The following is a 14,175-nucleotide window of genomic DNA, read 5'->3' as shown; positions in this document are numbered from 1 at the left end:
CTTCGTTTAACCAGCAAATTGGAGACTCCGGTTGTGAAATTAAAAGATATGCAAGAAAGCGTTCCAGTCACGGTCACACTCACCGGACGGGAACGCTTTTTCGGTTATTTCGGCAGCTCTGCCGGATAATACTGCAGCCAGCGCCTTAAATCCGCGCTATGAATGACACGCTTGGGATCTTCACCGACTAGGCGAAGCCGCTCCAGCAGGAACTTGATTTCACCGGAGCCTGCCTCGATTCCTTCCTGCTCCAGCATATATTGAACTGCACTTCTGCCCGAATGCTTGCCGAGTACAAACGAATGGTCAGCGCCCAGCTCGGTCGGATCAAGGGCCTGATAGGCGGCGCGCTCCTTTAGCAGACCGTTGATATGTATGCCGGATTCATGGGCGAATACCATGTCTCCCACAATTGGCTTACCTTCGGGAATGATTCGGTTGGAGGCTTTGGACACCAGTGCAGCCAGCGGGTTCAGCAGTTCGGGACGGACACTGCAGGTTCCTTGATATAGGTCCCTCCACGACATCACCACTTCCTCCAGCGCCGTATTACCTGCCCTTTCCCCAAGGCCCGACACTGTGGTACTGGCCCAGACAGCTCCCGCCTGCAAAGCTGCCAAAGTATTGGCAAGCGCTAGGCCATAATCATTATGACAGTGAATCTCAAGCTCCACATCCTGCGGCACACGCGATACAAATCTTTCTATACGGGCAGCTATGGCAGCGGGATGGTGAACGGACAGCGTGTCGGCATATCTGAAGCGCCGGACACCATCCCTATAGAGCTGATTCGCCAACTGCTCAAGGAACAGGCCATCTGCCCTTGAAGCATCCTCAAAGCCTACGGAAACAGTCAATCCCTTACACAGACCGTAATCGACTGACTTGCGGATCAGCTCCGTCACCTGCTCAGGATTCATACCCAGCTTGGCCTTCATCTGCACCGTCGACACGGGAACCGAAATATGGGCCCAGCCGACACCTGTCGATTCAGCTGCATCAATATCCGTGAACACCGCGCGATTCCAGGTCATTAGCTTCATCTGAAGTCCGAGAGCAGCAATCCTGGCAATAGACCTGCACTCCGCCTCTCCCATTGCCGGAATTCCGATCTCAGCCTGCTCCACCCCCGCCGAGTCCAGCATGATGGCAATTTCAGTTTTCTCCTCGGCCGAAAAGGCAACGCCCGGAGCCTGTTCTCCGTCACGAAGTGTCGTATCACAAATATGCAATCGACTCATCTGTATTCCCTCCCGTTCCGCAGCACGGACAACGCGGATTGCGTTTGACCGCTATGGTGCAGCTGCTCATATCCAGCACATTCATACGGTACATGCGGTCAGTGAACAGATTGCCCGCATCTGTAATCCATTTGACCGCTTCCAGTGCAGCCATACAGCCAATCAAGCCAGAGGTGGCTCCCAGGACCGGGAATCCCAGAGGCTCCCAAGGCTGTCCGCCTTCTGGGTAGAGACATTCCAGGCACGCCGTCCTACCGGGATCAATGGTCATCAATGATACTTCATAGGCGTACATGGCCGCCTCTATCATCGGTCTGCCATGTCGAACACATAGTCTGTTCAGCGCATATCTTTCCGGAAAGTCATATCGTGCATCAATCACGATATCTGCCGCTTCTACCCATGGTCGAGAGGATTCTTCCGTGATTCTGTCGGCGTGGCCCTCAAGCTGGGTCTCCGGATTGATACGATGCAAATGCTGCAATGCCGTTTCCATCCGTTCCTCCCCGATTCGTCCGCTGTCCATCAGCACCTGCCGGTTCATATCGGGCAGATGGATTACGCCCTCATGGGCCAATATCAGCTTTCCCACTCCAGCAGCGGCCAGGTACATGGCCGCTGTCCCTCCCAATCCTCCGATGCCTGCAACCATAACAGTAGCCTGCTTTAGCCTGTTCTGACCTTCCACTCCCAGCAGCTTCAACTGGCGTCCGTATCTACTGTCTTCCAGCAGCTGTACCATTCGTCCACCCCTCCATGTGCGGCTCCCGCCTTTAAGATATTCGGTCCGCAGGATCTTGACATCATATACGGTTGCTCTTCCTTACAGAAGGCTCATGATTCGGCTTTGCCGCTGCCCTCCTCAGCGTGCAGGATTTTGGCAAGCCACATGGGCGGATTACGAGCCAGCATATTCTGGAGACGCTGGACCTGCTCCTCAATGGTGCTACCGAAGGCCACCTTCACAGGCATAATGGTCCGTTTGGTAACCTGGGCGGCGGCCGAAGCGCCAATCTGTACCAGGAAGATCAAGGCACAATCCTCGATCAGGCCAATGCGGCTGGCGATCTTGCCCGCCTCGTTCTCATCGCTCCCCAGGGCTATCCGCCGATGCTCCAGGAACTGGACGCCTGAGTGCCGGATTTCGAATACAGTGAACATGGGACTCTGCCCAAAATGAGCATTCACATGCACACCGTCTTCCGTCGCAAATGCAACCTTCACCCTCCTCTCCCCCTCTCGGCAAGCAATACATTACCCACCTTGTTCACCCACTCCATAGTTCCACGGTATCCGACGCTTACGGATGTGTGGGCGCCCAGCTCGTCATACACCGGCAAGCCTGCCGGTACGAATGAGGCCCCGGCCCGTGCCGCTCCCTTCCTTCCATGTGAATTGCTGATCCACAAATCAACGCCCTGCGCGCTCTCCTCTGCATCATCCAGATCACCGATCCAGACTTCCCGTTCTGTCTTTTGCAGTGCGGGCGTGCTGCAGGATGTAATTAGCCGCTTCAGTTCCACTCCCATCTCCTCTAGCCAGGCTGCGGTCGACAGCATATGATCCGGCTCTAGCGCCACTACGGCCGAAGCGCCAGAATAATAGAAATGGGCATCCAGCATGCTGTCCAACAGATTTTCACGCTGCCAGCGGAAGCGAACAGGTGCTGGCTCGCGGCTGATTTTCTGCAGAAAATGTATGAACGCATCGCTCGCGGTCAAGCCAGACAGACCCGTGAACAAGTGGTAGGGAATGCCTGCGGCATGAGTCAGCCTGCGCGCCGGACGCTCCATGCTCGCGCCAATGGCAATGGTGCAGGAAGACTCCAGCATCTGGCAGGCTGAATCCAGCGGAGTCCCCCCTCTCGTCAAAGGGGAAAAACCTGTCAGCAGGTGACCAGACAAGGAAGTGGAGATATCGGGAAGTGTGATAACCTCCAGGCCGAAGGAAGCGATAATATCCTTGATTTCCATGACATCTCCGGCAGTCAGATAAGAAGCCGGCAGCAGATTGACCTGCGTCCGGCGCTGTTTTTTGGGGGACTTGCCTCCGGCTAACCCGAGTACGGCATCCATTAGCGACTCTACTGTACTGCTGTAGCCCGTCTCCAGAGAACCGTGAAAATCAGGCAGCGATACAGAAAACAGCAGACTTTCCTTCAAGGCCCGCTCTCGCTTGAACGCTTTTACCCTGGACTGAAAATCAACACCTGCCACCTCAGTGAGGGCCGTGCTGATAACGCCGATGACATCTGGATGATGCTTAGACCAGATATGATCCAGCGCCTCCTCCAGATTCCGGTCTGCATCAAATATAACGTCCATTTCTTGCAGCGCAGAGGTCTGAACGGCAATCGGCTCTCGAAAATGGCGAGTCAGCAGCGCCTTGGAGAAGGCCGAGCAGCCCTGAGCGCCGTGCAGCAAAGGCATTGAGCGATACATCCCTTGCAGAGCCAACACGCCGCCCAGAGGCTGTCCTACCTTGAGCGGGTTGACACTGACAGGCTTCGTGGCGGATTTAATCGGCAAATTCCGTCTCCTCCTCCCATGGAGCCAATTTGGCGGTCAGCTCCCATACCGGATGCTGCAGCGTATGCACAAGCTGTTTCGCTAGAGACAACAGCCCGTTATAGCCCGCATAGGCTTTGTGCCGTTCTTGATTGATGTCCACAAAAGGAATCTGTTCCTTAAGCGCCATATACATGTTCCGGCCCCCGGCAATGACCATGTCTGCCTTGCGGCTCCGTACGGTCTTGAGAATCTGCCGGGCGCCGCCTTCCGGGATGTATTCCGCATCATCTCCGATACGGTCAGCAATCCGGGATACATCCTCGGCAGTACTCTTGTTCGTGCCTACACCAACTACCTTAATGCCCAGCTCTTGCAAAGCCGTAATGACAGACCAGCTCTTTACCCCTCCGGTATAGAGCACTGCCCGCTTTCCTTTCAGTTGCTTGCGGTAGGGTTCCAGCTCCAGCGATAGCCTCATTTCCTCCCGTGCGGCCAGCTTATCCACCCGTCGCTCTACATCACGATCTCCGGTCAGGTAAGCCATCTGCCGCAAGGAATAACTCGTCTCCTTTGCTCCATAAAATGAACCTTCAAAATAAGGAATGCCGTATTTACGCTCCATTTGGACTGCCAGGCCCAGCAAAGCCCGGCTGCATACGACCATATTGGCCTTGGCACGATGCGCCCATCCCACCTCACGGAACCGACCGTCCCCGGTAATTCGGGACAGGATACTCATTCCCGCCTGCTGCATCAGCCGCTCGATATGCCACATCTCGCCCGCAATATTGTATTCCCCAATGAGATTGATATCATGGGAGGTTGTCTGTTCCGGCTCGGTGCTGCCGATAATATGCTGGAACAGCACGTCTCCGGCCAGCCGGGTCCCGAGATTCTTGCTCCCCACAAATCCCGGACTGTTCACCGGAATGATCGGCGTCCCCAGCCGCTCCGATTCAGCCTTGCAGACCCCCTCGATATCTTCACCGGTGAGGGCTGTGACACATGTTGTATAGACAAACACAGCGGGAGGAGCAAAGCGGCTGACAATGTAGCGGATCGATTCATGCAGCTTCTGTTCACTACCAAAAATGATGTCCTGTTCTCCAAGATCAGTAGTGAAGCCATACGCCGACAGCTCCGGGCCGCTGGACAGGCTGCCTCTGCTCTCCCAGCTATTGCCGAGACAGGCAATCGGCCCGTGCACCAGATGAGCCGCATCTGCAATGGGGATCAGTGTAATCTGGGCCCCGTCAAAGGAGCAGCCACCCGAAGCCTCCCCCGGCACAGGCCGGGGACAGGGCGTGCTTTTGGGAATTTTGTTGCCGCAGGATACCTCCAGCCTTCCGTTAGACACAGCCGGCTCCATCCGCACACCCCCCTTATTTCAGATAGAATCCATTGAAATAGCTGCCAACTTCCATCTACGCGGTACAGCAATTAGCGCACCAGATCAAAGCTATGATCCGGAGCCTGCTCTTCCATGACATCCAGTACGGTATTCACGAATTGGGTAAGCAGATTCAGCGCACCCTGGTAGCCGATAATCGGATAACGATGCAGATGATGCCTGTCGAAGATCGGAAAGCCCACACGGAGCAAAGGAATTTTCGCCTCTTTGGCCGCGAACTTCAGGTGGGAGCTGCCAATAGCCAGGTCCACCGGGTCCTGGAACAGCAGCGAACGCATATGCCACAAATCCTGACCGGAATGAACCGTGGCTTCTGCACCGTAAGGGCTGGACTTCAGCAGAAGCTCTGCTTCCTTCTCAAATTTCCGGTCCCCATTGGAGCAAACAATATGCACCGGCTCCATGCCCAACTCCAGACAAAAGCCAATCAGGCCGATGAGCATATCCGGGTCTCCCGCCATAGCCACTCGTTTGCCGTGAAGATAAGCATGCGAATCCATCATGGCATCCACAATTCGGGCGCGCTCCTGCTTCAATGCCTCGGGAATTTCCTTTCCGGACAGACGGCTGATCTCTTCAAGCAAGCAATCAGTAGCGCGGATGCCCAGCGGCGTGGAGATGGAAGACACCTGCTGCCCCCAGGTTCGCTTCATATAGCCTAATGTTTTACGAAGAGAGTACTGCTGGATCGCCAACGTGCCGGCAGCATCTGCGGCCTCAGGCACATCCTTAAGCGGCGTTCCCCCGTAATAGTAGCTGTACTCTCCAGTGGCCCCTGAATCAAAATTACTGCTGTGGTCACCCAGAATGGTATACGTAGCGCCGAACATCCCCAGTATGCGCCGCATTTCCGCAAAATTGCCCGTATACCCGTCAAACCCGAGCAGTACATTCAGCTTCAATTCATGACCAGGCTGCGGCGTCCGGCCTGACTTGTTATACAGCGTCTCCAGTACAGAGCGCAGCATGGCGTCATAGCCTGTAATATGTGAACCGGAGAAGCTGGGGGTATTGGCAAAAGGAACCGGCATATCCTCGGGAAGGGCTCCCTCCTGACGGGCATTAGCCAAGAAGGCAGACAGATCATCTCCGATCACCTCTGCCATACAGGTCGTGCATACCGCAATCATCTCCGGCTGATACAAGGCAATACAGTTCTCTATACCGTCAATGAGGTTGCGCATGCCGCCGAATACGGCGGCATCCTCGGTCATCGAGGTGGAGACGGCAGGAACAGGCTCTTTGAAGTGGCGGGCAAGATGGCTACGGAAATAAGCCGTACAGCCCTGTGAGCCATGAATGAACGGGAGCGTTTTTTCGAAGCCCAGCGCAGCCATAACCGCTCCCAGCGGCTGACAAGCCTTGGCCGGGTTCACGACTACAGCTGTACGAGCGAAATTCTTATCCTTGTATTCCTTGGTCTTGGTGTACTCTAGGGTGGCGGTAACCTCCTCTGGCGAGCAAGGGGCCTCGAAGGCCCGTTTCTCCTCACGCTGGCGCACATATTTATCCTGCCGAAACAGCTGATTGTGATCGACAATGTTCAGACGCTCGTTCATACCGGCACCTCCGCAGTCTGCCGGGACGGCAGCAGGCTCCATACTGGACTGTTTATGGTCATATCCATATCACGTGCAAAAATCTTGAAGCCGTCAAAACCATGATAAGGCCCGCTGTAATCCCAGGAGTGCATTTGACGGAAGGGAATGCCCATTTTGTGATACACATATTTCTCCTTGACTCCGGCACCCATTAAGTCAATATTCAGCCGCTGGGCCAATTCCTCCAGCTCATAGGCAGTTGGATCATCGTACAGAATGGTGCCTTCCTTTACATCGGGAAATGTCTTTTCGTAATCATCCTTGTGGGCAAATTCATAGCCTGTAGCCACAATTTCCATCCCCAGGTCCTCATAGGCACCGATGGTATGCCTTGCCCGCAGTCCGCCAATCAGAAGCATTACCTTTTTGCCTTCCAGACGTGGGCGGTATTTACGGATGACCGCCTCCATCTGCGGCATATATTGGGCAATGACCTGCTCACATTTTTCCTGAATCGTCTCGTCAAAGCGGGCAGCAATCGCTCTGAGGCTCTCCATCGTCTTGGTCGGGCCGAAGAAGTTATATTCCATCCAGGGAATTCCGTATTCCTGCTCCATCGTTGTGCACATATAATTCATGGAACGATGACAATGGATCAGGTTAAGCTTGGATTTATGCGCAATTCCCAGCTCATTGATCGTACCATCACCCGACCACTGTGCTATAACCCGCAGTCCCATTTCCTCCAGCAAAATGCGCGAGGCCCAGGCATCACCGCCGATATTGTAGTCCCCGATAATGGAGACATCATGAGGCCCGCACTCCTTCAGCTCGCGGCGCCCCATCAGAAAATCGCGGATAGCATCATTGGCAATGTGATGGCCCAGAGACTGACTCACTCCGCGAAAGCCCTCACAGCGTACAGGAATGACCGGAATGCCCAGTTCCTCTGTCATCTTCTTAGCCACGGCCCCGATATCATCACCAATCAGTCCGACCGGACATTCAGATTGCACGGATATGCCCTTAGCCAGCGGGAACATCTCCTTAATTTCCCTGCAGATCACCTCCAACTTCTTATCTCCGCCGAACACGATATCCTTTTCCTGAAAATTGCTTGTAATCTGCATGGCGGTAAAATTATCGATTCCCAATACCCCATTCGCATAATTGCGTCGGGTACCCCAACTGTATTGCCCGCAGCCGATGGGACCATGGCTAATGTGCACCATGTCTTTAATCGGGCCCCATACCACACCCTTGGAGCCTGCATAAGCACAGCCCCTTGCTGTCATGACGCCGGGCCGTGATTTCATGTTGGACTTAATGGAACAGGTTCCGCAGTTCACAAGCTCCTCATCCGCGATCTCAAAATGCTTGGTCCGGTCCTTCTTGGCCTTCTTGGGATATACCTCCAGTATCTCCTCTACGATCTGCTTTCCCTTATCCACAATATTGCTCATTTGGCCTATTCCTCCCTCCTGCGAGCTACGCGTTCAGCTCCCTCCATCATCACACGTTGGTTCCGTCATTAAGCCTTCTAGCTGGAGCCTACTGCCCGGACGCCTCAGCTTTGTTAATTGCGGTTTCTTCATCCTCAATAATGCCGAATTCCATCAACAGATCCTCCAGATCTTCCATGGAAATGGGAGTGGGAACCGTTAGCATATCGTTATTCAAAATCTTACCTGCCAGCTCTTCATACTCCGCAGCCTGCTTATGTTCCGGGTTATATTGGGTAACGGTCATACGGCGCAGCTCAGCGTGCTGTACAACATTGTCACGCGGCAAAAAGTGGATCATCTGCGTGTTCAGTCTTCTCGCAAGCTCTGTAATCAATTCCGCTTCCAGGTCCGTATTCCGGCTGTTGCAGATTAAGCCGCCCAAACGCACCCCGCCGCTGTTGGCATACTTCAATATCCCGCGCGCAATATTGTTGGCAGCGTACATAGCCATCATCTCGCCTGAGCATACGATGTAGATTTCCTGAGCCTTCTTCTCCCGGATCGGCATGGCGAAGCCCCCGCACACAACGTCCCCCAGTACATCGTAGGATACGAAATCCAGCCCTTCGTAGGCGCCCTCTTCCTCCAGAAAATTAATGGCTGTGATGATACCGCGTCCTGCACAGCCGACACCGGGCTCTGGCCCGCCGCATTCCACGTTCAGAATGTCACCGAAGCCCTTCTGGACAACATCCTCCAGCTCCAAATCCTCTACCGTGCCCCTTTCAGCAGCCAGATGTAGCACTGTCTGTTGGGCCTTCGTATTCAGAATAAGACGGGTGGAGTCTGCCTTGGGATCACAGCCTACGATCATAATTTTTTGTTTGAATTTGGTCGCGAGCTGAGCCAGTGTATTCTGCGAGGTTGTCGATTTGCCGATACCGCCCTTACCGTAAAACGCAATTTGTCTCATATTTTCTCAGCCTCCAAAATGTTTAATGGGTAAATCCGAATGATTGCCCTTAACTCCCTTATTGCGCTTACTTCCTTTATTGCTCTGCACAGGATACATATAACGCAGAAATTTCACATATTCCAGAACCGATTCCTCAATATCCCCGCCGCATACAATAGGCAGCACGCCAGCTTCCTGCAATGCCTCTTTGGGGGCTTCGCCTATGCCGGACGACAGCAGCAATGCACAGTCATGCACCATGGAAAGTATCTCCTTCATCGTCTCGACCTTGTCCCCATTGCAATCGGCTTTCCCGTGGCAGTAGGATTGCACCTTACGAATGCCTATGAAATTTACGATGGTCCCGTCGCTTTCATAGATCATAAATTCCTTGGCACGGCCGAAATGCTGATTCACCTTCCCTCCGCCACGACTGGCCACTGCGATTAGGACCGGCTTTGAGGTGAAGCTCGCTTCAGGCTTATCTCCCGATAACGGGCAGCTACAGCCAGCCCCGGTTGACGGTTGTTTGTGGTGTGATTGTCCCTCCTTGCGTTCCATTCTCACTCTCACCTTCTCATCCAGTTCTTTCTGAAATTGTGCCCTTGCCCCTTCATCCATGGGAGGAGCAGCCGCTATGTTCTCCCATGTAAAATCCTGATTGCGATCCTCGCCCAGCAGTCCAATCGCATCCGCCCTGCACTGACGGCAATGGCGCATAATGACAGCCCCCGCTTCAGCACATTGCTCCTGCAGCTGCCGGACCAGACGGGGACGGGGAGCCCGCATCCCTTCCTGCTCATACCGGCTGCCAGGTGCGATGATGAGCGGCATAATGTTGTGCAGCACTGCGCCGTGCTCCTTGACCACCCTGGCTACCTCCGGCAGATGGGCATCATTGACTTCGGGAATCAGCACCGAGTTCACCTTGCACAATACGCCTCTCGAAGCCAGCATCTTCAAGCCTGCCAGCTGGCGGTCAATCAACAGCCGCGCGGCCTCCTCTCCTGCATAGCGTTTTCCTTCATCGTAGACCCATCCATAAATGCGGCTCCCCACCACTGGATCTACAGCATTGATCGTGATCGTGACATGCGAAATACCCAGCTCTACAATCCTGTCAATATGCCTGATCAAGGTAAGGCCATTTGTGCTGAGACAGAATATGACATCCTTAACTGTCTCACGGACCCGGCGGAAGGTATCGAAGGTTGCCTCCGCATTGGCCAGCGGATCTCCAGGTCCCGCAATGCCGACAACGGACAGCTGCATCAGCTGTGCCGCTACGCCATAGGTCTTGCTCGCCGCCTGCTCCGGCGTGAGCAGTTCACTAACAACGCCGGGACGGCTTTCATTGACGCAATCGAATTTGCGGTTGCAATAATGGCATTGAATATTGCATGCCGGGGCTACTGGAAGATGAATGCGCGCAAAATAGCGATGTGCCTCTTCGTTATAACAGGGATGTCGTCTGAGGGTTTCCAATGCTAAGGGGGTTTCCGAGAGATCAGCTAAAGAGTCCATTCATTCCCTCCTCTCCACGTTATATTCCCTTACACAAATCTCTGTTTTTGTCTGGAATATAATTACATCTTAGAGACAGGGACAAATCCAGTCAATTCGCTTCTCCATGAAATCTCTGACATTTATCCTCATTTCACATATGTGTCAAATTTTACGTTAGGTAAGATATCACACTCTTTACATGTGTGCGGTTACATTATATATTCTCAATAACATCAAGGCGTAAAAAAAGAGAGTCCGTTAAGACGGCTCTCCTTTTGAAATAAGAAATTCAAATTGGCTCGATCCTTACATGTTGGTAAAACGCCTGCCCTCCAAATACATTCACACCCACAAGTCCCTCGGTGAACGTACTATCTTCCAGGTCGATGACCTGCTCACCGTCTACATCAATGCGAATGCGCAGGCCCTCCGCCACGATTTTAATATGATGAAACATTTCCGGCAAAACGAATCTTGGCACCTTGGCAAGCACCTGTCGCTCCTCAAATCGACCCTCTTTTTTAAAAAATAGGCGAATCGATTTCAGATTGGGGTCCAAATTCAGATAATAGCCACTCGATCCGTCAGCATTGGCGCGGAAAATCATAGATCCAGCACTTCCATTTCCATGCAGCTTCATATCAGCCTCGTACGTAAAATCTTCCGCCTGCTCAGCAGCCATATAATTCGCATCGCTGATATAGCTTCCTCGTATCCCATCCGTTGTCACGATCCACCGCGATGCGGAAACATCCGGCTTCCAACCTGTAAGGTTGGTATGAAACACCCCACCGTGCACCTTAACCAAGGTACTACCGCGGACCTTATCCTCCGAATCGGAAGCCGTAACAACAGCTTCTCCCGGGGCAACCGCCTCCATTAACGCACTCCCGTCCTCGGACGCATTGATCTTTACAATCTCAGGATTGTTAGAAACCCAAATCAGCGAGATTTCTTTTTCTCCAGACTCATCCCCCACACTCGCGTACAGACGCTTCGTCTGCTCCCTCGCAAGCTCCACATAAGTGTGATCCATGATCACACTGGCAGACGAAGCATCTGGTAGCCTCCAGCTGTTCCGCAAGGCATAAACATGGAGGGAAACAACCTTCACCTCACCACCCTGGGTGTAAAAGCCCATCCCTCTTCGCGCCGAATCGGGCAAAATAATCTCCGAAAATACGACCTCTCCATCATTCCCAAACACCTCAACCGAGGATTCGTCCACAAATATACGCATTTGGATTCGATTTCCGATAGGTGCAAGTAATGCTTTATGAAGCGTTGAAAATAGAGTAGAGAAATCTGTAAGCCCTGAATCAGCACGGTTTACAAACATTTGTTGTATGTCTGTTGTATAGCCGACCGCCGTTCTTTGCTCACCGCCATCCCGCACGTAAAACCCGAATGCTGAAGCAGCCCCAACAGAAGGCAGTTCGAACACCGCTTCAATCTCATAGGCACCTGCATCCAAACCTTCCAGTATATTCGGAGAAGATTCCGTGACACTTTGATTTTCTATCGCAAATAAACGGGAACGCAGCGAAGTCAGCTCGGATATCGGATGCTGTATCAAACGGATGCCTTCACGAGTTGTTTTTAGCGATAACTCTCTCGGGATGCTAAACTGTCCCTTCCAGGGAGAAGTCGGAAAGCTGAACGGATAGTCCCAATTCGTCATCCATGCCAGCATGATACGCCGCCCGTCGGGTACATCGGAGAAGGACATTGAGGCGTAGAATTCCTTGCCCCAATCGGTTTTCAACACCTTCCCCGGTGAATGATCGTTTTGAAATTTGCCATCAGACGTCAGTTCACCGATAAAATATTCCGCATCCGAGCCTTGAGTGTTTGTGCTGGCTCCAGTGCTAATCATCAGCACCCATTTAGAAGTATTACCATCGTCTACCGGAAGCTGAAATAGATCCGGGCATTCCCATACTCCACCACGTATATAATCACCATAACCAAAGTTATCCGTCCAGCGCCAATCTATTAGGTTGGTGGAGGTAAAAAAACGGATATGATCGCCTCCCGACACTACCATAATCCAGCGCTGATAGACTTCATCCCACACTACTTTAGGATCACGGAAATCCCAATGGCCAGGATCGTTTTCACTTTGGCCCGGGTTCTCTATTACAATTGGACGGTCTTTCGGGTATTGCCATGTACGTCCCCGGTCTGTGCTGTAAGCAAGGCCGATTCTCTGGTTGCCCTTGAGCTGATCGGGATTGAAGGAAGTGTAATAGGCAATCAGCCCTGCTCCTCCGTAGTCACCGAACAAGCTGGAAGTATTGGTTAGATCGGCTACAGCCGAGCCTGACCAGATATGACCAAGATCATTCCACTTCAATGCAAACGGAAGCCTTTTCCAATCCAGCAAATTCTGGCTGACCGCATGCGCCCATTGTCCACCATCCTGATGGAACAGGTGATACTCCCCCTCGAAATAAACCAATCCGTTCGGATCGCTCGCCGAGCCTCTGGCAGGAGAATAATGATACTGCGGGCGATATTTTTCTGTATAGTAATTCGAGACAGAGGTAAGGTAGATATCCTGAAAATAAGCAGTTCCCCCGGTCACTTTCAAGCCTGCAAAGACGTTGGTATTGCTGCTATCCATGATATCAATTGCCGCAGGAGTATATCCATCTATAAATACCTGAATCCGCTCTCCATGAGCGATGATTTCCAAGTGGTGTTTGCTGCTGAACCCACCCGGATATGTCTGCGCCGACTTTGTAATCAACGTTCCGTCCGCCTTCTTCAGTTGTACGCGAACCTGATTGCCTTCGCCTTGCACAGAAGCAACATATCCATTTTCCCCATCCTGACTCCCTCTGAAAAATAGTCCTGCTTGCATTCCCGGTTCAGAAGGATTCAGCGTCACACCGCCTTCCAGCACCAGGTCTGTAGCTGCGGAGCCATATATTTTCAACGCATCTACTGCACTTGTTCCCTCAGCCCTTTGCCCCTTCAGGTCAGGTTGCCATTTTCCACGGATCAGAAGCGGTCCGCTTAGATTCGTATCCATATCACTGACTTGAATGTTCTGAAATAACGCCGATCCATTCCAGACATTCAGCCCCAAATATCCTGATGTATAAGTCGTATCGAACACATCTATAATCGGGTTATATCCCTCATCCCAGAACACTTTAAGATGGGAGCCCTCTACGCTCACCTTAAGATGATAAATAGCTCCTTTTTTTAAATTGACCTGACGTTCCTCTTTCAGTCTTCCAATATCCCCGGTAGCATCCCGCAACCGCAACAATCCGGCAGCCGGCACGATTTGGAGCATATAGGAAGACCACCCGTCCTCACTGGAACGGAATACTAGCGTAGCATCCGCCTGTGTGTCAGTGACCATCACATCCGCCTCAAAAGTAAAATTCTGAGACGTTGTTCCGGACATAGCCATCACATTTTCCTGCGGCTCCGACCTCAGCAAAAGTCCCTGGATGTTATCTTCTATGTGCCCCTGTCCTTTAATCTGCCAGCCGGTCAGGTTCGTTCGCGTGTTAGTAAACTCCACCTTCATCCCCAATCCCCTACCTTCT

The 14,175-nt window shown here is 52.6% G+C and carries 10 protein-coding genes; all 10 read right to left on the bottom strand.

Going from position 1 to position 14,175, the window contains the following annotated elements; all coding sequences use genetic code 11:
- Positions 1-104 precede the first annotated feature (104 nt).
- The 10 genes from NLX82_RS06920 to NLX82_RS06875 all read right to left on the bottom strand — a co-directional run bounded on the left by NLX82_RS06920 (position 105) and on the right by NLX82_RS06875 (position 14,156).
- Positions 105-1,241, bottom strand: a complete 1,137-nt coding sequence (locus NLX82_RS06920; RefSeq protein ID WP_071559108.1) for a homocitrate synthase/isopropylmalate synthase family protein — start codon at positions 1,239-1,241, stop codon at positions 105-107.
- Positions 1,219-1,983, bottom strand: coding sequence for a HesA/MoeB/ThiF family protein (locus NLX82_RS06915; protein ID WP_023987276.1), 765 nt, complete (start codon positions 1,981-1,983; stop codon positions 1,219-1,221). The genes NLX82_RS06920 and NLX82_RS06915 overlap by 23 nt, the downstream gene beginning before the upstream one ends.
- A 92-nt stretch (positions 1,984-2,075) precedes the next feature.
- Positions 2,076-2,465, bottom strand: coding sequence for a NifB/NifX family molybdenum-iron cluster-binding protein (locus NLX82_RS06910; RefSeq protein ID WP_028543220.1), 390 nt, complete (start codon positions 2,463-2,465; stop codon positions 2,076-2,078).
- Positions 2,462-3,769 carry a nitrogenase iron-molybdenum cofactor biosynthesis protein NifN gene (nifN, locus tag NLX82_RS06905; protein WP_254347668.1) on the bottom strand — a complete coding sequence of 436 codons (1,308 nt, stop codon included), beginning with the start codon at positions 3,767-3,769 and terminating at the stop codon, positions 2,462-2,464. Before nifN ends, NLX82_RS06910 begins: the two co-directional genes overlap by 4 nt.
- Positions 3,759-5,120 carry a nitrogenase iron-molybdenum cofactor biosynthesis protein NifE gene (gene nifE, locus NLX82_RS06900; RefSeq protein WP_254347667.1) on the bottom strand — a complete coding sequence of 454 codons (1,362 nt, stop codon included), beginning with the start codon at positions 5,118-5,120 and terminating at the stop codon, positions 3,759-3,761. The genes nifN and nifE overlap by 11 nt, the downstream gene beginning before the upstream one ends.
- Before the next feature lie 71 nt (positions 5,121-5,191).
- Complete coding sequence (gene nifK, locus NLX82_RS06895) at positions 5,192-6,721, bottom strand: nitrogenase molybdenum-iron protein subunit beta (protein ID WP_028543223.1); 1,530 nt, start codon at positions 6,719-6,721, stop codon at positions 5,192-5,194.
- Positions 6,718-8,166, bottom strand: coding sequence for a nitrogenase molybdenum-iron protein alpha chain (nifD, locus tag NLX82_RS06890; protein ID WP_254347666.1), 1,449 nt, complete (start codon positions 8,164-8,166; stop codon positions 6,718-6,720). Before nifD ends, nifK begins: the two co-directional genes overlap by 4 nt.
- Before the next feature lie 88 nt (positions 8,167-8,254).
- Positions 8,255-9,121 carry a nitrogenase iron protein gene (gene nifH / locus NLX82_RS06885; protein WP_023987270.1) on the bottom strand — a complete coding sequence of 289 codons (867 nt, stop codon included), beginning with the start codon at positions 9,119-9,121 and terminating at the stop codon, positions 8,255-8,257.
- Between the two features lie 6 nt (positions 9,122-9,127).
- Positions 9,128-10,627 (bottom strand): nitrogenase cofactor biosynthesis protein NifB, encoded by a 1,500-nt coding sequence (gene nifB / locus NLX82_RS06880; protein ID WP_023987269.1) that lies wholly within the window; start codon positions 10,625-10,627, stop codon positions 9,128-9,130.
- Positions 10,628-10,898: 271 nt separating this feature from the next.
- Positions 10,899-14,156: a glycoside hydrolase family 32 protein gene (locus tag NLX82_RS06875; RefSeq protein ID WP_254347665.1), complete on the bottom strand. Its 3,258-nt coding sequence runs from the start codon at positions 14,154-14,156 to the stop codon at positions 10,899-10,901.
- Between the last annotated feature and the right edge of the window lie 19 nt (positions 14,157-14,175).

Source organism: Paenibacillus sp. A3M_27_13, from assembly GCF_024213315.1.
GTDB lineage: Bacteria > Bacillota > Bacilli > Paenibacillales > Paenibacillaceae > Paenibacillus > Paenibacillus polymyxa_B.
This window is presented reverse-complemented; position numbering and strand designations above follow the sequence as displayed.

Bases quoted from the DNA above. Each gene is read 5' to 3' on its own strand.
- nifH (WP_023987270.1), bottom strand. From the start codon at position 9,121: ATGAGACAAATTGCGTTTTACGGTAAGGGCGGTATCGGCAAATCGACA.
- nifD (WP_254347666.1), bottom strand. From the start codon at position 8,166: ATGAGCAATATTGTGGATAAGGGAAAGCAGATCGTAGAGGAGATACTG.
- nifK (WP_028543223.1), bottom strand. From the start codon at position 6,721: ATGAACGAGCGTCTGAACATTGTCGATCACAATCAGCTGTTTCGGCAG.
- NLX82_RS06915 (WP_023987276.1), bottom strand. From the start codon at position 1,983: ATGGTACAGCTGCTGGAAGACAGTAGATACGGACGCCAGTTGAAGCTG.
- nifE (WP_254347667.1), bottom strand. From the start codon at position 5,120: ATGGAGCCGGCTGTGTCTAACGGAAGGCTGGAGGTATCCTGCGGCAAC.
- NLX82_RS06875 (WP_254347665.1), bottom strand. From the start codon at position 14,156: ATGAAGGTGGAGTTTACTAACACGCGAACGAACCTGACCGGCTGGCAG.
- nifB (WP_023987269.1), bottom strand. From the start codon at position 10,627: ATGGACTCTTTAGCTGATCTCTCGGAAACCCCCTTAGCATTGGAAACC.
- NLX82_RS06920 (WP_071559108.1), bottom strand. From the start codon at position 1,241: ATGAGTCGATTGCATATTTGTGATACGACACTTCGTGACGGAGAACAG.